Consider the following 19,726-nt stretch of genomic DNA (forward strand, 5'->3'; position numbering starts at 1 on the left):
CGCACAGGGCTGCGGATGATGCGCCAAGTGCGACCCCCCGCCATGGTTTGGGCCTGATCCTGCCTGGTCAGCGGGTGCTTGAGGGGGCGTAGCGACTGCTGTCAGGGGGATTCGGAACTGGTCGAAGGAGGGCCCAAGGCTGTCTCAGCTCTCTGGGGTGCCTTCTGCGGGGATGCGGACGAGGGCGATTCCGGCGGCCAGGACCCAGGCGTAGAAGGTGAGGTAGGCGGACAGGCTGTACAGGGTGGTGGGGGCCAGCCGGCCGTCCTTGTCCAGCAGGAAGAAGGTGCCGGACATGACGGGGATGGCCACCCAGGGCGTGATGGTGGTGAGCCGGCGGGGGAAGGCGGAACTGCGGCGCATCGCCATGCCCGTGGCGAAGAGCATGAACGCCATGAAGAAGTGGACGGCGGTGTATCCGACGGCGATGGACAGCTCGTAGGCGAGCCGGGCACGGTCGGGCGGGAGGTCGCGAAGCGCCGCCACCCACCACATGCCGTTGGTCTGTTGCAGGGTCACGGCCTGGGCGAGCGCGCAGGGAACGATCAGAGATGTGTACACCGAGGGCCGGGAGTCCGTGCGCAGGGCGCGTTTGACTCCGGCGGCGAGCCACACCACCAGGGCGAAGCCGAAGTTCGCCAGGTAGAACTGCACCGTGACGTTGGTCTGCTGGACGGCGAAGTGGTCGGTGATCTGCTGGTCGGTCCACTTCCAGCTGGGGTAGGGCTGGGCGGGGGTCCCGGTGAGCAGGACGACCGCAGCGCCCGTGACGAAGGAGGCGATCCCGGCCCAGCCCGCCAGGCGGATGTCCTTGGTCATCGTCGGCCGCCGGGTTCGGCGAGGTGGCGGGGGCCGAGCTGGTCGAGGGTCCACCCCAGTGGGTAGGTCTGTGGGCTGCGGGCGTAGGCGCGGGAGGTGGGGCGTGGCGGCAGGAGGCGGACGAGTCGGCCGCGTGTGCGCAGCCCCCAGCGGACGGTGGTGGCGAACCACGCGGGCACAGCCGGCAGGTCGAGGACCTTGCGGGTGGGCTCGTCGATGAGGGCCATCACTGATCGGGTCGACAGGAACCGCAGGCCGCGCGGGCAGAGTGCGGCGATGATGCGGATGGCGTTCATCGCCATCTCCCGGTTGGCGTAGTGCCACGCTGCCCGTTCCTCCAGGTCGCTCTCCAGCCAGGCGGCGAAGCCCGCGTAGTCGACGGGGATGTTCTTGATGCCCATGAGTTCCCCGAGCCGCCGGTGGGCCAGGACCAGGGCGTGTGTCTCCGAGGGGGACAGCTTCCGCCAGCTGTAGGAGTTGATCCAGGTGACGGCGGAGACGAGGTGGCCGGTCAGGATGTGCAGGTAGTCCTCGTTGGAGATCTCGTAGTGCGAGTGGATGTTGTTGAGGGCGCGCACGACGTCCCGGCCGTAGCGGGATTCCAGTCCGGCGCGGTGGGCCTCGTAGGGGAAGAGCATGGTGTCGTCGAAGCGTTTCATGCCGTGGTGGGCGAACTCGCCGGTGGCGGCCAGGCTTTGGGTGATGCTGGGGATGGCGAAGTCGGTGACGAACGCGAAGGAGTAGCCCTGGTTGTAGTCCCAGGGGAACTCGTACCGGGTCACCAGTTGGAAGATCTCTTCGTAGTCGCGTTCGGGGTCGAGGGTCTGGATGTGGCGCAGGCGGCTGTAGCGTCCCATCGGGCAGCTCCAGGGATTGCGGAGTGGGTGGTGCGGTCGCGATTTCACCGGGCGATGCGGTCCGGGGTCGGTTCGACGTGGCTGGTCAAGCCTTCTGTGCCCCGGCCGGCTGGTGGGTCTGGTCCGGGACGACGCCCATCTCGTGCAGGAGCCAGTCGGCCAGCGCGGCGGCGTTGGGCTTGGTCCAGATGACGCCGGGGGTGATGTCGGCGCGCAGGGTGGCGGCCAGGCGTTGCTGGAGCTGGATGCCGCCGAGGGAGTCCAGTCCCAGCATCACCAGACTGGTGTGGGGGCCGATGTGGCGGGTGGTGCCGCCGAGCAGGTCGCGCACCTGGCTGGTGATGAAGTCCGTGAGGAGGCGGCGGCGTTCGGATTCGCTCGCGGCCGTGCGGAGTGCGTCGAGGACCGGCGAGGTGGCGTCGTCCTCGGTGGCCGGGGAACCGGTGAGGAGCTCGGTGAGCAGGGTGGAGGTGCGCAGCTGCGGGTAGGGGGCCGTCCACAGGGCGGTGTCGACGGGTGAGTAGGCGATCTGGTGGTGGCCGTCGGCCAGGATCCGTTCGAAGGCGTCCATGCCGTCCTCGGGATTGATCATCACGAAGCCGCGTCGGGCCAGGTGCCGGCCGCGGCCGACCTCGGCCCAGGCGCCCCAGTGGATGCCGGTGGCGGGCAGGCCCTCGGCGAGCCGGTGGGACACCAGGGCGTCGAGGAAGGCGTTGGCGGCGGCGTATGCGCCCTGTCCGGGGGAGCCGATGAGTGAGGCGATGGAGGAGTAGACGACGAAGAAGTCCAGTTCCGTCTCCAGGGTGGCCTGGTGCAGTGCCCACGCTCCCTCTGCCTTGCCGCGCCAGACGCGTTCCAGGAGCGGATCGTCGAGGCGGTCGAGGGTGGCGTCCTCGACGACGCCCGCCGCGTGGACGATGCCGCGCAGTCTCGCGCCGTCCTCGGCGGCGGCGAGTGCCTGCCGGACGGTCCCCGGTGCGGCGATGTCGCCGGGGACGACCTCGATGCGGGCCGCGGTGGTGGTGCGCAGGGACTCCACCGCGCGTTCGACGGCGCCGGAGGGGGCGGTACGGCCGACCAGGACGAGGCGGCGGGCGCCGCGTTCGGCGAGGCGGCGGGCGGTGAGCAGCCCGAGGCCGCCCAGGCCGCCGGTGACCAGATAGCCGCCGTCCGGCCGTACCCATGCCGGGGCGTGGCCCGTGTGCGGGGCGGGGCCGGTACGGACCCGGGCGACGTGGCGGGTGCCGTGCCGCCAGGCGATCTCGGTGATTGGCGCCGCGTCGTCGAGCAGGTCGGGCAGGACCAGCTCCAGCGGGGTGGCGCCGCAGACTTCCACGCTGCTGGGCCGCAGTTCGGGGTGTTCGAAGGCGGCCACCCGCAGCAGGCCGTGGATTCCCGCGGTGTTGAGGGGGTGATCGCCGCGCCACATCACCCACAGGCGCGGCGGCCTGGTGCGGGCGGCCAGCTCCTTGAGCGCGGTCACCGTGCGGCGGACGGCGGCAAGGGCACCTTGGGGCGTGCCGCCGGTGCCGGGGCCGTTGAACAGGAGCAGCAGGTGGGTCGCGTCCGGCTGGGTCGCGTCCTCCAGTGCCTCGGACAGCGGCCCGGGGGTTGGCGGACGGTCCGTGCGGTCGAGGAGCAGGCGGCTGCCCGCGGCCTTCTTGCCGAGCATGGTGGACAGCCTTTCGCCCCACCGGGTCCCCTCCGGGGCCAGTACCAGCCACTGCTGTTCACCGCAGTGCGGTGTGCGCGGGGCGGGTTGGGGGTGCCAGGCCAGGTGGGCCAGCCGCTCGGCGTAGCGCTGCTCGGGCGGGGTGATGTTGGTCAGGCGCAGGTCGCTGAGTTCGGCGACGACCGTGCCGTCGGCGGTGGCCAGGACGCCGGAGGCGGTGCAGGCGATGTCGTCGGCGTGGTGCAGGGTGACATCGGCGTAGCGGGCGTGGCCGGTGGGGCCGTACGGGCGGATCTTGCCGAATCCGGCGACCACGACCGGCCCCGGGCAGCCTGCGCACTGCCCCAGCCAGGCCGCGACCGCGGTCTGGACGAACTCGTCGGCGAGCGCCGGGTGGAGTCGCATCGCGGCGGCCGAGGCGCGGGCACCGGCGGCCAGGCGCAGCGTGCTCACGGCCCGGCCCTGGTCGGTTTGGAGCTGGATGCGGTCGAGCGCGGTGAAGGACGGGCCGTGCAGGACCTGGTGCCGCTCGCGGAAGCGCCGGTGCAGGTCGCCCGGGGGAGAGTCGGTCCAGCCGGGAGCCGTTGTGTCGGGCACCTGCCAGGCGGGGCGCGCCTGCTGTTCCGGCAGGGCGCGCACGGTGGCACGGGCGTGGACGAGGACTCCGGCGTCGGTGCGGGTGAGTACCTCGGCCCGTAGCGCACCGGCCGCTTCCACCAGGCGGGTGGTGACTTGGGGCTCGGGGGCGAGGATCAACGGTGCCTCGATGCGCAGCTTTTCGAGGACGAGTCGGTCGCTGCCGAGGACCTCCGCGCCCGCGGCGATCAGCATCTCGGCGAACCCGGTGCCGGGCAGCACGGGCGTCCCGGCCACCTGGTGGTCGGCCAGCCAGGGCAACCGGGCCGGGCTGATGGGCGTCTGCCACAGGTGGCGCCCGGGCTGGTCGGGATCGGTCACGTGTCCGCCGAGCAGCGGGTGCTGGGCCGCGGCGGGCAGCCGGGGGGCGATGAGCGCGTACGGGGTGGTGGTGCCGCCGTGGCGGGTGCGGTTCCAGTACGTGGTGGGCACATCGGCCAACTGCCCGTGGCCGTAGCGGGTGGTGAAGTCGATGCCGTCGAAACCCGCGGTGTGCGCGTGGGCCAGGTGGGTCAGGAACGCCTCGCTGTCGTCGGCTTCGCGGCGCAGGGTGCCGACCGCCACCACGTCCTCGATGCCGTCCTCGGCGGCGATCTCGGTGATGGGGCGGGCCGCCAGGGGATGGGCGGTGCACTCGATGAACATCCGGTGCCCGTCGGCGAGGGCGGCTTCCACCGCCTGCTGGAAGCGGACGGTGTCGCGCTGGTTGTGCACCCAGTAGCCGGCGTTCAACGGGCCGGGGGAGCGGGGCTCTTCGCTCACGGTGGAGTAGAAGGTGACGGCCCCGGGAGGCTGGTCCGGCAGCTCGGCGAGGACGGCACGCAGTTCGTCGATGATCGGGTCGACCTGCGGCGAGTGCGAGGCCACGTCCACGTCGACCATCCGGGCCACCGTGCCTGCCGCCGTCCACCGCTCGACCAGCTCCCGTACCTGCTGTGCGTCTCCGGAGACCACGGTGGTGCGCGGGGCGGTCAGCACCCCCACGGCCACCCCGTCGGCCCCGGCCGCCTCGATCGCGGCCCGGGTCTCGTCGGCGCCGAGCATCACCGAGGCCATCGCCCCGTGCGCGATGCGCGCGAGCAGGATGGCCCGGCGGCAGATCACCTTCGCCCCGTCCGCCCTGCTCAGCACCCCGGCGACCACGGACGCCGCCACCTCGCCGAGCGACTGCCCGATCACCGCGGCCGGCTGGACACCCCAGGAGCGCCACAGCGCGGCCAGCGCCACCTGGACTCCGAACAGCACCGGCTGGATCCGGTCGACACCGACCAGCTTGCCGGGGTGCTCGATCATCTCCCGCAGGGAGAAGCCCGATTCGGCCCGGATCAGCGGCTCCAGCTCGTCGACGGCCGCGGCGAACACGGGCTCGCCGGTGAGCAGGCTCCGGCACATACCCGGATACTGCGAGCCCTGGCCGGTGAAGACGAACACCGGCCCGGGGTGGCCGGGCGGTAGCACCGGCACCGAGCTCACCACCCCCTCGGACCCCGCCCCCGCGGCGAACGCCCGGGCCCGCGCGGCCAGTTGGGGCAGGCCGTCGGCGACGACGGCGAGACGGTGGTCGGCATGACGGCGGCGCAGTGCGAGGGTGTGCGCCACATCGTCCACCGGGACGGTCGCGCCGTCCTGCTGTGCCCAGTCGGCCAGCCGGGCACACGCACCGGCCAGGGACGCCGCGGAGCCGGCCGAGAGCAGGAAGAGGCGCTTGGCCGCAGGCGCGGCAGGGAGACGGGCGGGCCGCCTGCGCTTGATGGGCGCGGCTTCGAGGACGACGTGGGCGTTGGTGCCGCTCACGCCGTAGGAACACACCGCCGCCAGCCGCTCCCGGCCCCGGACCGGCCACCCGGTCAGCGCGGTGGGTACGAACAGGCGCGACGCCTCGGAGCGGTCGATGCCGGGGTTCCAGCGGGTGAAGTTCTGGTTGGGAGGGATCACGCCGCGGCGCAGGCACTCCACGGCCTTGATGATCCCGGCGATCCCGGACACCGGCTCGGTGTGCCCGATATTGGTCTTGACCGACCCCAGGGCACACCGTCCGGTGCCGCCCCGGCCGTACACGGCCTGGATCGAGGTGTACTCGATCGGGTCTCCCACCACGGTGCCCGGCCCATGGGCCTCCACCAGTCCCACCTGGCCGGGATCGATTCCGGCCAGGTCCACCGCGGCCCTGAACAGCCGCTGCTGCATCTCGGTGGACGGGGCGGTCAGCCGGGTGGCCTGCCCGTCGTTGTTGACCGCGCTGCCCCGGATCACCGCCAGCACCCGGTCGCCGTCGCGGCGAGCGTCGGCCAGCCGTTTGAGCAGCACCGCGCCCGCGCCCTCACCGCGTACGTAACCGTCCGCGCGCGCATCGAAGGCGTAGCACCCGCCCTGCCTGGACAGCAGCAGTGGCGCCTCCATGTAGTGGGTCTGCGGTGCGAGCATCAGCAGCACACCACCCGCCAACGCCAGGTCGCACTCGCCCAAAGTCAACGCTCCGCACGCCGTGTCCAGCGCCACCAGTCCCGCCGAGCAGTGGGTGCTCACGACCATGACCGGGCCGCGCAGGTCCATCGCGAACGCCACCCGGCCCGCCGTCCCCGCCGTGTAATTGCCGAACAGGTACGGGCTGTTGGGGTAGTCCTCGACGGGACGGGCTTCGCGGAACAGGTTGTCCGGCGCGTACGTTCCGATGTACACGCCCGTACGCGAGCCGCGCACCCGGTCCACCGGCATGCCCGCGTGCTCCACCGCCTCCCAGGCGACCTCCATCATGACGCGTGACTGCGGATCCACCCAGTCACGCTCCGCCGGGGCCACTGAGAGTGCCCCGGGCTCCCACGCCCACACATCGCCCTCAAGGAAGCAGCCCAGTGCGGCCTGTCCCACCAGCTCGGGATCGTGCAGGTCCGCGAGCCCTGCCGCGTCCCACCGGTCGGGCGGTACCGGACCCGCGGTGCGGCGGCCCTCGGCCGCCAGGCGCCACAGACCCCCCGGCGTCTCCACGCCTGCCGGGAACCGGCATCCCATCCCCACGATCGCGATCGGCTCCGCACCGGATGCTGACATCTCTCGCCCCGCCCTACTCCGCGATCGCCGTGCTGTACGCGAACTGGAAGACCGCCACCCGCCGTCCCTCCACCAGCTCCGTCTCGCCGGTACGCTCGAACCGCTGATGCCGCCCGTAGAACGCGACCACCACGCGTGACGCGTCACCGGCGCCGTCCGGGACCTGGTACAGCCGGGGCAGTTCGGGCGGGCCGCCGCGCAGCGCCACCAGCCGTCCCGAGCCCACCGCCGACTGCCCCGACATATCGATCACCTCACCAACGACGTCCGCACACACAAGCGGAGCCCGAAAGTCAGCTTTCACTTATTAGGTAGCGTGAACGGCGCACACCGGGCAGGGCGCGTCCAAGGGGCGCGCACGGTACACCGCGCGTGAAGCCGGGCAGCACGCTCCCCCTGGGGGCGAGGACGCATGCCCCCGGTGCGGGCCGCAGCGGACCCCTCGTTCCTGGCCGCGCGCCCTTTCCGTGCCGGGCCTGATTCCGCGGGGCCCGCGCGGCTCGCCGCACTCATTGGCCCGTAATCGACTAGTTACTCTCCGCTCCCCCCGGGAAGATCGACTACGTCCGACCTCGGCACGCAGAAGGAGACCTCCATGTCCGACAATCAGCCCGACGAGACGTCCACCGACGAGGCTCCCACCGCCAAGCCCGTCGCCCGGCAGGTCGGCCGGCAGACCCTGGAGAACAAGTCCATCCAGGGGCAGGTCATCACCCACACGATCGTCAAGCCGCTGCCCGACGGGGGATCCGAGGGGTGACCCCGCGCTGTCGGGCGGCGGTGCGAGGGTCGGACGACAGCACCTGGGCAAGCGCGAGCACTGCGTCAAGACCCGCCCCCCCGCGCCGGTTGCCGTAGCCACGCGCGACTGACCGAGACCCGCCCCCGCCAGGGCGCCCGACCCAAGGAGTGCGTATGGCGAAGTTGAAAGGCCAGGTGAAGTGGTTCAACGAGGCGAAGGGTTTCGGCTTCATCACGCCCGCTGACGGCAGCAAGGACGTCTTCGTGCACTTCTCCGCGATCCAGAGCGGCGGCTTCAAGACCCTCACTGAAGGTCAGAACGTCGAGTTCGAGATCCTGGACGGCCAGAAGGGCCCCTCCGCAGCCAACGTCACGGTTCTCTAGAAGCGCCGGGCGCATGTCACCACGGCTTCCGACGGGTTGAGGCGGCGCTCCAGCGCCCCTCAACCCGTCGGACACACCTCACCGACCTTCTTGGGCATGTTGAGCGCCGTTGGCAAGCGGTGGACGAGTCCCCAGGTGGCCCGCCGACGGTTTTGGATCGCAGGCGATCCGCACCGGGGGAGGACCCCGGCCATGACGGCCGGGGTCCTCTGCAGTTCTGGAACTGCTGGTGGGAACCGGTTCTCATCGGCTGCGCGCCGGGTGGGGCGGCGCCTACAACCAGGTGACGTCGTCGCCGTCGACGATCAGGTTGTCCCAGGCGGGGACGCGGTAGAACTTCTTGCTCTCGCCGCCGCCGAGTTCGCTCCTGCGCCAGACACCGACGCCGTCGGTGAGGGTGTAGCGGCCCTCGTAGACCTTGTCGTAGGCGGGCACGAAGGTGCCCTGCTCGCAGGTCACTTCGGTGGACCACATGCCGTGCCCTCCGGAGTACTCGTTGTACCGGCGCGGCATGGCATCGCGCCGGTACCGGCCGACGTACTCGGGCTGAGCCTCGGGTTCGGCCTCGCTGGCCGCGGCGGCCACCACGGCCAGCGGTGCGCCGGCCAGGCGGGCGGGAGCGGATGCCTCTGCGGCGTCGGGGGCGATCACGGTACAGGTGTGGTCGGAGTAGGCCACGCACACAGTGCCGTCGGGGGCTACGGCGATGGCGGGCGCCCTGTCCGGGGTGCTGGGGAAGGTGCCGGTCTCGGTGAGGTCGGTGGCATTGAGGATGCTGCCCGCGCGCTCGGCGTGGACGGCGTAGAGGAGGTCGCCGTCCGGGGACAGCGCGAGGGCGGTCGGCGCGGGGCCCTGGGCGCGGGCGGTGACGGTCAGGGTGGCGGTGTCGATGGCGACCAGCGGGTCGGGCTGATGGGGCACGAACGCGTACAGGGTGGCGCCGTCGGCGCTGAGGAGGACCTGGACGGCACGGAACTTCTCCGCGGGGGCGGCGATGTCGACCGCCTGCCCCGGTCCCGGATCGGCCTCCTCCGCGCTGTCGTCCTGCGTGTTGCTTCCGTCCTGGGCCTTCTCGGGGACGTCCATCGCCAGCACGCAGGGGGTCGCTTCGCGGTTCGAACTCTCAGCCTGTCGGCCCAGGTAGAGGCGCTTGCCGTCGGGGGACACCGCGATCGTTCCCCAGATGGCGAAGACGGGCTTCTGCGGGACGGGGTATTCCTCCTCCTTCCCGGAGGCCGTGTCCACCTCCATCACGCCCGGGCCCTGGGCCAGGAACAGACGGCTGCCGTCGGCGTTCGCGGCCACGTCCATCGGCCAGAGATCCTCTTGCTCGGCGTAGAGGGTGTCCGTCTCCAGGGTCCGGGTGTCGACCGTGCTGATGTTGCGGCCTCCCTCGGACAGGGCGTAGAGCTTCGTCGCGGTGCCGCCGGAGCGGGCGGTCAGGCCGCGGCTGGGCATCAGGGCCCGGGCCGCCCTGATCTGGCCGGTTCCCGCATCCAGCACCGCGATGCCGCCCGGCTCCGGCCCCGTCTGCCGGTAGGTGATGTAGAAGTGAGACACATCGGACTGCGTCACGCGACGTTCCTCCCGAAACGGCGAGTGGCCCCGGCCGCCCCATGCGCCCGCGCCCTGCCACCCCCTGCCCCGCAACGTAGCCACCCCGCCGCTCACCCAGAAAGGTCACCAAACCGTCCATAACAGGCACCCAGCCTCATTCGTCCGGAAACCGACTCTCCGTCACACCAGCCGCGTCCCAAAGGCCATGGAGGCTGTGCGGGAGATCGCCGAGAACGGCGAGTGTCCGGTGCTCCGGCCACGCGACGTGCTCGCGGCGCATGACCGTGTCCGGGTCGGAGGAGGAGTCGCTGCCCGATGAAGACGGCTGCGGTGGTCGGGCGCCGCCGCAGGCCGCCTCCGTGAGCGGCGCCCGCAGCAGGCGGGTAGCGGTCCCTGCCATATGCTGGTGAATGGCATATGGTGATGTCATGACTGACCGTGCGATGCAGGAGCCGACCCTGCTCCTTCTGACCGCACTCGCCGATGAACCGCGCCATGGCTACGCGATCGCGCGCGAGGTGGAAGTGATCTCGGGCGGGCGGGTGAAGATGCGGACCGGCACGCTGTACGGGGCGCTGGAGCGCCTGCTGCAGCAGGGGCTGATCGAGGTCCACGCGGAGGAAGTCGTCGACAGCCGACTGCGCCGCACCTACACCCTCACGTCCCCCGGCCGTGCGGCACTGGCCGCCGAGGCCGAGCGGATCGCGGCCACCGCGCGCGAGGCCACCCGGCGCCTGGGCTCCGTGGGCAAGGCGGCCACCGCGTGAATTCCGCACTGCTGCGTTTGTACCCCGCCCGCTTCCGCCGTGCCTTCGGCGACGAGATAGCCGAGTCCTACCGGGAAGCGACGGAGGGGGCGGGCCCGCTCGCCCGTCTCCGCGAAACCGCCGATGTCGCCGCGCACGCACTCAGGATGCGCCTGGGCCTCGGCTCCGCATACCCGGGCGGGCGCCTCTTCGCCACCACTGCCCCGTTCGCGCTGGCCGCGGCAGCCTCGTACGCCGCGTTCAACCTCATCGGGAGTGTGGGCGACTGGTACGTCATGCGCGGCGTGGGTACCCCCGACCGCGTGAGTGCGCTCTTCACCTTCATGAACGGCTGCTATCTGCTGACCTTGATCGGCGCGGTGGTCGCGCTGGCCGGGCGCTACCTGCCCGGTGTGCTGTGTGCGGCCGCCGGCACGGCGGGCATCTCGGCGTCCTTCCTCTACCCGGTCTGGATCGTGCCCTCCGACTTGCGGTGGGAACTCGTGGGCTTTCTGCTCGCGCCGGTGCTGATCGCCATCCTTCCGCTGGCCTGCCCACCCGACCTGCGACCGGCCCGCCGGGTACGTGGTCCGGCGGGGATGCTCGCGCTGGTGGTGTGGGCCCTCCTCCTGGTGGGCGCGGTCGTCGTCATCGACCCCCTCGGGCTCGGGCTGATGATCCCGTGGAGGTTCGGCGTTCCCACCGTCGCGGCGCTGGCCCTGGCCGGCCGCAAGGCTTTCGCCCGGATCCGCACCACGGTCCAACTCGCCGTCGCCGCAGCGCCGTTCATGGTCACGCTGTACTTCTCGGGCTTCGTCCAGCGCGACGAGCTCCTGACGCTCCTCGGCGTGCTCGCCGTCTCCGCCGTGGCCCTGCGACTGCGGCGGGGAAACGACTCCAACACGGTGAACCCCGCCTGACGAGCGGTCGGCGGGGACGCTCGGGGGACCGGTTGCCGTCGGCCGGGCCCACGAGCACGCAGGCATCCGCCGGAGCGGCCCCGGACCGCGTGATCCAGGGCCAGAACCGGCGGAACGCGGTGAGTGATCCTGCCTAGTAGCTGTCGTAGCTGGGCTTGCCGGTCGGCCGGTAGACACCGACGACGGTGCCGCCCTTCGTCGTCGTCACGCTGACCGGCTCCAGCGCGGTGGGGACCGCTCCGTCGGCGAACAGCCGCTTACCGGTGCCGATGATCACGGGGTGGATGGTCAGCCGGTACTCGTCGACAAGATCGTGCCGCATGAGGGTCTGGGCGAGGTCGCCGCTGCCGACGACGTTGATGCTGCCGCCGTCGGACGCCTTGAGCCTGCGCAGGGCGTCGACGGTGTCCCCCTCCAGCAGCGTGGAGTTCTGCCACTCGACGGACGTCAGGGTCCGGGACGCCACGTACTTGTGCATGCTGTTCATCCGGTCGGTGAACGGGTTGGCGGGATCTGCGGTCGGCCAGTACGACGCGAAGATGTCGTACGTCTTGCGGCCCAGCAGCATGGCGTCGGAGTGCTCGTACCAGCCGGCGATCGCCGCGCCGACCTCGTCGTCGTCCACCGGCTTCTGCCAGCCGCCGTGTGCGAAGCCGCTCTCGGCGTCTTCGTCCGGACCGCCCGGTGCCTGCATGACACCGTCGAGCGTCAGGAACGTGCAAACGATGATCTTGCGCATGGTGCGCTCCTTTCGTTGAGGGGTAGACCGGACGACCGCGCAGAACTCATCGGCGGGTGTTCCGGTGTCGTATGTCGTACGAGCCCTCGCCCATGCGTGAAGTGGCTCATGGGCGGGTGGGGCGGCGCGGCACAGCCGGCGGCGCCTCTCTTGATCTTCAAGGAGGCGATCGCAGGAGTCACCGCATCGCCTCGGTGCCCCGGTCGGCCGTGATGACCGTGAGGAGGGGGAACGCGATGAGCAGCGCGACCGCCACGAGCAGCGCGCTCGCCCACAGCGGACCGGAACCCCCGGCCGCTGTGCCGAGTGTGGCCGCGGCGACGACAGGGCCGACGGCGGCACCCACGTTGAGAGCCGCCGTCGCATACGCACCGGCCATGGTGGGGGCACCCCCGGCCTCGTAGAGGACTCGCGTGATGAGCGTGCTGCCCAGGGCGAACGACAGCGCGCCCTGCACGAACACGAGGCCGAGCAGGGCGACCGGCTCGTGGGCCAGCACCGCCAGGGCCGGCCAGCCGATGAGCAGCATCGGGCCGCCGACCGCGATGACCGGACCGGGACTTCGGTCGGAGAGCCGTCCGGCAGCCGTGATGCCCACGAAGGACCCGGCGCCGAAGAGCACCAGAGCGACAGAGATCCACAGCTCGCCCAGCCCGGCGCTGTCGGTCACCAGAGGGGCGAGGAAGGTGAGGCTCGCGAAGGTTGCCGCGTTCACCAGCGCCCCGAGCAGCATCACCAGGATCAACCGCGGCCGGGCGAGCTGGGCGAACTCCGTTCGCAACGTCGGCCTGCCAGTGCCGTCTTCCGTGTCGCGTTCTGCTGGGATGCCTTTGAGGATGCCGAGAGCGGCGGGCAGGCAGAGCGCGGTGACAGCCCAGAAGGCGGCTCGCCAGCCGGCCGCCGTGCCGAGCACCGACCCGCCGGGGACACCGGCCACCGTGGCCAGGGTCGTGCCGGACAGCAGTACGGCCAGCGCGCGTCCCTTCCTGTCGGGTGGGACCAGCGAGGCGGCGGCCGTCAGAGCGACGGCGAGGAACCCGGCGTTGGCGAGCGCGGCGACGACGCGGGTGGCGAACAGGAGGGGGAAGCTCGTCGTGACGGCACCCACGATGTGAGCTGCCGCGAACATGACGACGAACCCGAGAAGGGCTGGGCGCCTGGGCCAGTTGCGGGCAAACACGGCCACGAGGGGGGCGCCCACGAACATGCCGATCGCGAAGGCCGAGGTGAGTACGCCTGCTGTGCCGACGGGGACGTCGAAATCCGAGGCGATGTCCGGCAGCAGACCGGCGAGCATGAACTCCGAGGTGCCCATGGCGAAGACCGCCAAGGCAAGCAGATACAGCGGGAGAGGCATCGAGTGGCTCCGAGGTGATGAGAGGCACGAGAAGGTCATCTCGTCACCGCGGCCAACCCCGAGCGCACATACGTCCCACCGCGCGAAGCGGTACGACGGCAGGGCTACGAGCGTGAGTGGTGCAGGGGGCTGACGGCGTGACCGAAAGCCCCCACCGTGTCTGACTCAGGACTCGACATGGCCCGCACGCTACCCGACCGATGGCTGTCGGAGCATCCTGGTTTCACTAGCATCGGGCTGCGCCACCAACGTCCTTTCCCCGCAGCCGGTGATGATGGTGACTGCCGGGCGGGCTTGTGATGGGAGAGCAGAAACGGTTCTGGGCCGGCCCTGATCTACTGCGGGGTGGGGTCGCGCCATTGGCTGTGGCGTCGACTGTGATCACTGGACGGTACGGGAATGCAGGTGTCGGCCTTGCGTTTTTCACAGGTATTGTGTGTCGACGCTGCGTAAATCGTCCGCAGGGCGAGCGGACACAAAAGCGTCTGGGAACCCTGCTGGTCAGCGGTATGGCAGGGGATCTGTCATCACCGTACGGGTTTACAGTGCCCTTTTCCATGTCGGGCCGCATGTTTTTATCGATGCTTCCGTAGAAGAATTCTCATGCCGTTCGGATGGGAATGTTCGGCTTTCTGTTCGATGCCTTCGAAGTGAAATGTGAAACAGGCCACTCAAATATCAAGTTTGCCATTTCTTGGTGGTTCAATGTGCTTATCGCCTGCCACGGTTTGCATGCTTTCACCTTTGTGGTGAAGCGTCGAAAGAACGGAGATGAGACGTGGCAAAGATCAGGATGAGCGTCGGGCGGCGGGTCATGGCCCTGGGAGCCATGACCTGTGTACTGGTGGGTGGAGCGGCCCTGCCCGCCGTCGCCGCGGACGAACCCACGGAGGCGGAACTGATGGCGGACTGCGCCAGCGGCGTGGGGAAATGCACCTTCAACAACCCGACGATCGACCGGGCCTACCTGGGCGACTACCACCAGGTCTCCAACACCCTCTACAACTGCAGCACTTCGCCCGCGTCGCAGGGCATGGACTGGTCGGACAGCGTGGGGTCCTCCGACAGCCTGGAGGTCTCGATCACGGCGGGCGGCAAGATCGCGGGCATCGTCGATTTGAGCGTTACGGCGAAGTACGGCCACAGCTGGACGACCGAGCACCGGGACGGCGGCTCGATCGGCATGATCGTCAAGCCCGGCGAGGTCGGCTGGATCTCGCGTGCCCAGGTGATGCAGCAGGTGTCCGGCCGCTGGCAGACCCACTACGACAACCAGCACTGGGGCCACTACTACTGGTACTGGGACGACACGGTCACCAGCCCCGCACCGAACGGCACCGACGGCATAGGCAATGTGGTGGTGGTCAAGACACGCCCCATGACCGCGGATGAGAAGGCATCCTGCGGCACGCACGGCCAGAAGGTCTTCAGCGACCGCACCAAGGTGGAGAGCGCACCCCCGAAGGCGCCGAAGCCGAGGCACGGGGCTCCGACGCCGGGGGATCCCGTGAACGGCGTGGCACGGGACGAGGAGGTCAACCGCAGCCGGTGATGCACTGCCGATGCGAGAGCCGGTGGATGACGGCTGTCCTGCCGACGCCGGGCTCCGCTGGAGGACCCCCGCCTCGGTGCTGTTGGCGCAACACTCGCGGCGCGGCGCCCGGGCGCGGTGTCCTCAGTGGGGTCAGACGGGCTGCCGATGTGCGGGCACGGGGGAGCGGGCGTTCGACGGGTCTTGTGGGGAGGCGTGCGGCTTGCTGGTGATCAGTAGGCCAAGGGCGGCGGTGACCACACCGCCGGCCGTGAGAATCCACCAGGCTGGACGTACGGCGGCGGCGAAGGCGGCGGCGTCGGTCAACGGGGCGCCGTGCAGCCCGGTGTTGAGGATCGCCCCGAGGAGGGCGACGCCCATCGCGAAGGCAGATCGGCCGAACGTGGTGAGCATCCCCGAGGCGAGCCCGGCCCGGTCCGACGGCAGGCCCGACACTCCGGCGGTCATCACGAGCGGGCTGGACAGGCCGATCCCCAGTCCGAACAGGACGTACTCGACGACGAGCAGGACCCGGGAGGCATCCTCTGCGCAGAGCGCGGTCAGAGCCCCGCTCATGGCGAGGGCCGCCCCCGCTGCGACGAGCACGGACCGCGTGCCGCACCACCGGGCGATCGCGGCGGCCCCCAGGGAGGAGGCGGCGAGCACACCGGCAGGCACCAGCATCCACAGGCCCGCCTCGGCGGCGGACATGCCCAGCGGGTTCTGCAGGTAGAGGGCGGTGAGGAAGAAGAAGCCGCCGAACGTACCGAACACGGAAACGGCGGAGGCGATGGCCCCGCCGAACCGGCGGTCACGGAAGAGTGCCAGGTCGATCAGCGGCTCTCGACGCCGGTGTTCATACGCGAGCAGTCCGGCACAGGAAGCGGCGGCGACGGCGAGGCAGACGATGACGGCGAGGGCGCTCCAGCCGGCCCGCGGCGCTTCGATCACCGCGTAGGCCAGCGGCCCCAGCAGCATGATGACCAGCAGTTGGCCGACCGGGTCCGCACGGCGCGGCCGTTCGGCCTTCGACTCGGTGACGCTGCGGACCGCGATGAGCAAGGCGATGATGCCGAAGGGAACGTTGAGCCAGAACACCGACCGCCAGCCGATGGTGTCCACCAGGACCCCGCCGACCACCGGACCGAGGGCCAGACCGATGCCGTAGGCCCCCATCCAGACGCCGATGGCACGCAGGCGCGCCCGCTGCCTGGGGAACGCGTGCGAGACGATCGCCATGCTCACCGGGCCCAGCCCCGCAGCGCCCACGCCCTGGAGGATCCGGAAGCAGAGCAGCGCGGGCAGGTTGGGGGCGAGCGCGCACAGCACCGAGGCGACCGTGAAGATCACGACTCCCGCGATCAGTACCCGCTTGCGGCCGATCCGGTCACCTGTCGACCCGGTCCAGAGCATCAGCGTGGCCATGGCCAGGCTGTAGGCCGCGATCGCCCACTGCATCCCCGAGACGGAGGCGCCCAGGTCCCGCTCCATGGCGGGGAGGGCGACGTTCAGTGCGGTGACGTCGATGCCGACCATGCTGATGGCAGCCGAACACACCGCCAGGGCAAGCGTGCGGTTGTGGGGGGTGGGCATGGGCGGCGGCCTTTCCCGCAGGGGATGTTTCCTCCGACGATCCGCTCGCACGTCACCGCCCGCCATCGAGCACCTGGTGGAGTGGGGAGATACCGTTTGTCCCCCGGTCGTCGGGTTCGGCTTCCCCCGGTCGTCGGGCGTGACCGATGGCGTGGCTCGGTTCGGCTCCGACTGAGGTGGCGGGGGCAGGGGAGTGGGGCCCTCGCTGACGCGTGTTCGCACGGTGGCCCACCGCTTCGGACCGTCTGCCCTTGGGGTCGTGTCGCCGGGGCCGTTGAAATCACTTGGGTACCGGTAGTGCGAGACCGCATCAGAAGGCTGCTTTTCCTTCAGATGAATGGGCGGAAGAAATCAGCCGCGCGTCCGCAAACACGCGATTCGATGGCGCCGAAACGAGACGTTCGGGTTGCAAGCAATCAAGGTGGCATCCACGTGGTATATGCCTGTGACCAGTTACTTTGACTCCCTGTTTCCGTTGGTACGGTCCACTTTTTTCGGACACTCACCGGCGAGTGTCGCAGTTCGTGGATTCCTGGGCCCTATTGTCGTTGCTGCAAGTCACGGACCATGAGCAGATGGTTCGCACCTGTCCGTCATGTGGGGCGCGGGCGTGATCTGACCTGTGAGTACTCGGTGCTCGTACGGGGCGGGACACCGCGGGGAGAGGCACGGCGAGGTACTCGGGTGCGCGATCGGCCGGGTGCCCGAGGCGGCCTTCCGTTTTGAGTGAGCGTGGGGGAGGCAGTGGTGGGGTGCGAGATGCCGGGCGGGTGCCGACCGGGCTGCCATGCCGTTCATGGCCGAGGGGCGCGAAAGCGTCGCGGGCCCGAGCGGTGTCGGGGAGGCGCGGGGTGTACCACCGCTCGGCGTGCACTGCTGCGACGGCTTCCGGCGAACTCCCGCTCAGCCGCTTCCACCTGCACGTTCACACGGCATTCGGCAGTGCGTCGGTGGGTCTCCGGTTGGCGCCGGGTCTTCGCGTCCGGGCGGCGGCGACCATGGGGGTGTGGTTCGGCCCTTGGCGGTCATCCCGGTCGGTTGTTGTCCGACCCGCCTGTTCGGTTGCGGTCCCACTGCACTCCGGCCACCGGTGTGCGATCGGGCGCGGGGACGCGCCGGGCGTGCGCCGCGTACGGATTCTGACTGTTCCTTCCCTGGGGCCAGTCCCGGCTCCGGGCCCTGACCCGAGGGCGTGGGCCCGACCCGGGCCGCCCCGATTCCGGATCGTCCTCCTCGGCGAGAGGCTTCGCGGCCATCCCGCGGGACCTCGCACCCGCCCGGCTCGATCAGCTGGGCCTGTCCGTCGGTAATCTCCCCGTTCCGCGACGAGCAACAGCGTTGATTTCCTCATTCTTCGGGTGTCCTGACAAAAGCAGCTGCGCGGAAGAGGAAACCCGCCTGCGAATATTCCGCCCACGACGTGAGGCGCCGCTGTCCCCTGCCCTGATGAGGGTCTTCAGGGTATCCCGCGAAAGCACATCCGGGCCGGTTCAGTCCATTGCGAAAAGGAGAACCTCGTGACGGAAACGCGGTCGATGAATCGTGACCTTGAACGGCGTCCTGGCGCACCGTCTCCTTCGGTCGGCGTGCAACCGGCCCCGGTCTCCCGGCTGGAGCACGGCAGTAGGCAGGGGCGGCTGCTGCGCGACACGTTCGACGCCCGGCTGTTCCGTCAGACCTCCGGCCAGGCCATCGACCAGTTGGAGGCACACCTCTCGGACTTCTCGCTGCGGGGGGTGGAGCTGACGGAACCCGCGGTCCTCACCGAGGCCGCCAGGTCGCTGATGACCACGGAGACCGACGGCATCGCCGAGTTCGACGAGAAGAAGCTCGCCGCGATCATCGACCTGTACATCAGGACCGGCATCCAGGTGCACTCGCCCGGCTACATGGGGCGCCAGTTCTCCGGGGTCGTGCCGCTGGCCGGGGTCATCGACTTCGTGAGCTCGGTGGTCAACCAGCCGTCGTCGTTCTACGAGGCGGGCCAGCTGCCGAACGTTGCGGAACGGATCATGGCCGATGAACTCAACCGGTTCATCGGCTGGGACCCCGGCACCTTCGCCATGCTGACCACGTCGGGAGGCTCCCTGGCCAACCTGACCGCGCTGCTCGCCGCCAGGAACCGCAAGCTCCCCGCGTACTGGTCCCAGGGTGGCTCCGCCCTGGCCGGCGGTGCCCGTCCGGCCATCGCGGTGGGCGCCGACGTCCACTACAGCATGGCCCGTGCGGCCGGGGTGATGGGCATTGGTGAGGACCAGCTCGTCCGCCTTCCCTCCAACGACCGGCACCAGATCGACGTGGACATGGTGCGCCCCACCCTCGAAGCGGCCGAGCGGCGCAACCTCAAGGTGTTCTGCCTGGTCGCCTCGGCCGGAACCACCTCGGTGGGTGCCTTCGACCCGCTCGACGAACTCGCCGCGATCGCACGGGAGAAGGACATCTGGCTGCACGTCGACGGGGCGCACGGGGCGAGCCTGCTGGTCTCGGAGAAGCTGCGCGGAAAGCTCCGGGGCATCGACCAGGCGGACTCGCTGACCTGGGACGCGCACAAGATGATGTTCGTGCCCGCGCCCTGCACACTGCTGTTCTACCGCAGGCGGGAGGACAGTCTCGGCGCGTTCCGGCAGAAGAAGGCGAGCTACGTCTTCGACGAGGAGCCGGACATCTATACCGAACTCGACAGCGGCGACAAGAACTTCGAGTGCACCAAGCGCCCCATGATCATGACGCTGTGGACGCTCTGGGCGGTCTACGGGCGGGCACTGTTCGCCGAGAAGATCGAGCACTTGTGCCAACTGGCGTCCGACGCCCACGACATGCTGCTGACCGAGCCGGACTTCACCCCCGTGCACCGTCCGGAGGCGAACATCCTGTGCTTCCGCTACCGGCCGGAAGGCGTGGGCGAACAGGAGCTCCACCGGCTCCAGGTGGCGATCCGCAACCGCATCAAGCGGGGCGGCAGGTTCTTCATCTCCAAGGTGAACGTCGACGGGGTCGCCGCGCTGCGCGTGGTGATGATGAACCACGAGATCACGGCCGGGCACTTCCGGATGCTGCTCGGCGAGATACGCAGGACCGGACAGGAGCTGCTGGCCGGCAGCGACGGCGATGACGGACAGGAGTGAA

General features: G+C 70.2%; 14 protein-coding genes. 6 read left to right on the forward strand and 8 right to left on the reverse strand.

Annotated elements, in window-relative coordinates:
- Positions 1-144 precede the first annotated feature (144 nt).
- From AB5J87_RS35950 to AB5J87_RS35965, 4 genes are all read right to left on the reverse strand, one after another.
- A complete protein-coding gene (locus tag AB5J87_RS35950; RefSeq protein WP_369382955.1) occupies positions 145-819 on the reverse strand; it encodes a hypothetical protein in 675 nt (224 codons plus the stop codon).
- Complete coding sequence (locus AB5J87_RS35955; RefSeq protein ID WP_369382956.1) at positions 816-1,676, reverse strand: oxygenase MpaB family protein; 861 nt, start codon at positions 1,674-1,676, stop codon at positions 816-818. The genes AB5J87_RS35950 and AB5J87_RS35955 overlap by 4 nt, the downstream gene beginning before the upstream one ends.
- 85 nt (positions 1,677-1,761) lie before the next feature.
- Positions 1,762-7,032 carry a type I polyketide synthase gene (locus tag AB5J87_RS35960; RefSeq protein WP_369382957.1) on the reverse strand — a complete coding sequence of 1,757 codons (5,271 nt, stop codon included), beginning with the start codon at positions 7,030-7,032 and terminating at the stop codon, positions 1,762-1,764.
- A gap of 13 nt (positions 7,033-7,045) precedes the next feature.
- Complete coding sequence (locus AB5J87_RS35965; RefSeq protein WP_369382958.1) at positions 7,046-7,276, reverse strand: DUF5988 family protein; 231 nt, start codon at positions 7,274-7,276, stop codon at positions 7,046-7,048.
- Between the two features lie 351 nt (positions 7,277-7,627).
- Between AB5J87_RS35965 and AB5J87_RS35970 the strand changes: the two genes are divergently transcribed.
- Together AB5J87_RS35970 and cspC are read left to right on the forward strand one after the other, a co-directional pair.
- The gene (locus tag AB5J87_RS35970) at positions 7,628-7,792 is read left to right on the forward strand and encodes a hypothetical protein (protein ID WP_369382959.1); all 165 of its coding nucleotides are present in this window, start codon (positions 7,628-7,630) and stop codon (positions 7,790-7,792) included.
- Between the two features lie 155 nt (positions 7,793-7,947).
- Positions 7,948-8,157 carry a cold shock-like protein CspC gene (gene cspC / locus AB5J87_RS35975; RefSeq protein ID WP_369382960.1) on the forward strand — a complete coding sequence of 70 codons (210 nt, stop codon included), beginning with the start codon at positions 7,948-7,950 and terminating at the stop codon, positions 8,155-8,157.
- A gap of 273 nt (positions 8,158-8,430) precedes the next feature.
- Here cspC and AB5J87_RS35980 read toward each other — a convergent pair whose 3' ends face one another.
- Positions 8,431-9,732: a hypothetical protein gene (locus AB5J87_RS35980; RefSeq protein ID WP_369382961.1), complete on the reverse strand. Its 1,302-nt coding sequence runs from the start codon at positions 9,730-9,732 to the stop codon at positions 8,431-8,433.
- 410 nt (positions 9,733-10,142) lie between these two features.
- Here AB5J87_RS35980 and AB5J87_RS35985 point away from each other — a divergent pair, with 410 nt between their 5' ends.
- Positions 10,143-10,481: a PadR family transcriptional regulator gene (locus tag AB5J87_RS35985; RefSeq protein ID WP_369382962.1), complete on the forward strand. Its 339-nt coding sequence runs from the start codon at positions 10,143-10,145 to the stop codon at positions 10,479-10,481.
- Positions 10,478-11,380: a hypothetical protein gene (locus tag AB5J87_RS35990; protein ID WP_369382963.1), complete on the forward strand. Its 903-nt coding sequence runs from the start codon at positions 10,478-10,480 to the stop codon at positions 11,378-11,380. The genes AB5J87_RS35985 and AB5J87_RS35990 overlap by 4 nt, the downstream gene beginning before the upstream one ends.
- Before the next feature lie 133 nt (positions 11,381-11,513).
- On the opposite strand, the gene AB5J87_RS35995 is transcribed toward AB5J87_RS35990, so the two are convergent.
- Entirely contained in the window at positions 11,514-12,119 is a 606-nt protein-coding gene (locus AB5J87_RS35995) for a dihydrofolate reductase family protein (RefSeq protein WP_369382964.1), read from the reverse strand.
- 178 nt (positions 12,120-12,297) lie between these two features.
- A complete protein-coding gene (locus AB5J87_RS36000) occupies positions 12,298-13,476 on the reverse strand; it encodes a Cmx/CmrA family chloramphenicol efflux MFS transporter (RefSeq protein ID WP_369382965.1) in 1,179 nt (392 codons plus the stop codon).
- Between the two features lie 778 nt (positions 13,477-14,254).
- Between AB5J87_RS36000 and AB5J87_RS36005 the strand changes: the two genes are divergently transcribed.
- On the forward strand, positions 14,255-15,028 hold the full coding sequence (locus AB5J87_RS36005; RefSeq protein WP_369382966.1) for a hypothetical protein: 774 nt from the start codon (positions 14,255-14,257) through the stop codon (positions 15,026-15,028).
- Positions 15,029-15,160: 132 nt separating this feature from the next.
- Here the strand turns inward: AB5J87_RS36005 and AB5J87_RS36010 are convergent, their stop codons facing one another.
- Positions 15,161-16,666, reverse strand: coding sequence for an MFS transporter (locus AB5J87_RS36010; RefSeq protein WP_369382967.1), 1,506 nt, complete (start codon positions 16,664-16,666; stop codon positions 15,161-15,163).
- A gap of 1,520 nt (positions 16,667-18,186) precedes the next feature.
- Between AB5J87_RS36010 and AB5J87_RS36015 the strand changes: the two genes are divergently transcribed.
- Positions 18,187-19,725, forward strand: coding sequence for an aspartate aminotransferase family protein (locus AB5J87_RS36015; RefSeq protein WP_369382968.1), 1,539 nt, complete (start codon positions 18,187-18,189; stop codon positions 19,723-19,725).
- Position 19,726 lies beyond the last annotated feature (1 nt).

The organism is Streptomyces sp. cg36, assembly GCF_041080675.1.
In the GTDB taxonomy this organism is placed as follows: domain Bacteria; phylum Actinomycetota; class Actinomycetes; order Streptomycetales; family Streptomycetaceae; genus Streptomyces.

Bases quoted from the DNA above. Each gene is read 5' to 3' on its own strand.
- AB5J87_RS36010 (WP_369382967.1), bottom strand. From the start codon at position 16,666: ATGGCGGGCGGTGACGTGCGAGCGGATCGTCGGAGGAAACATCCCCTG.
- cspC (WP_369382960.1), top strand. From the start codon at position 7,948: ATGGCGAAGTTGAAAGGCCAGGTGAAGTGGTTCAACGAGGCGAAGGGT.
- AB5J87_RS35960 (WP_369382957.1), bottom strand. From the start codon at position 7,032: ATGTCAGCATCCGGTGCGGAGCCGATCGCGATCGTGGGGATGGGATGC.
- AB5J87_RS35970 (WP_369382959.1), top strand. From the start codon at position 7,628: ATGTCCGACAATCAGCCCGACGAGACGTCCACCGACGAGGCTCCCACC.
- AB5J87_RS35955 (WP_369382956.1), bottom strand. From the start codon at position 1,676: ATGGGACGCTACAGCCGCCTGCGCCACATCCAGACCCTCGACCCCGAA.
- AB5J87_RS35950 (WP_369382955.1), bottom strand. From the start codon at position 819: ATGACCAAGGACATCCGCCTGGCGGGCTGGGCCGGGATCGCCTCCTTC.
- AB5J87_RS36000 (WP_369382965.1), bottom strand. From the start codon at position 13,476: ATGCCTCTCCCGCTGTATCTGCTTGCCTTGGCGGTCTTCGCCATGGGC.
- AB5J87_RS35995 (WP_369382964.1), bottom strand. From the start codon at position 12,119: ATGCGCAAGATCATCGTTTGCACGTTCCTGACGCTCGACGGTGTCATG.
- AB5J87_RS35985 (WP_369382962.1), top strand. From the start codon at position 10,143: ATGACTGACCGTGCGATGCAGGAGCCGACCCTGCTCCTTCTGACCGCA.
- AB5J87_RS35965 (WP_369382958.1), bottom strand. From the start codon at position 7,276: ATGTCGGGGCAGTCGGCGGTGGGCTCGGGACGGCTGGTGGCGCTGCGC.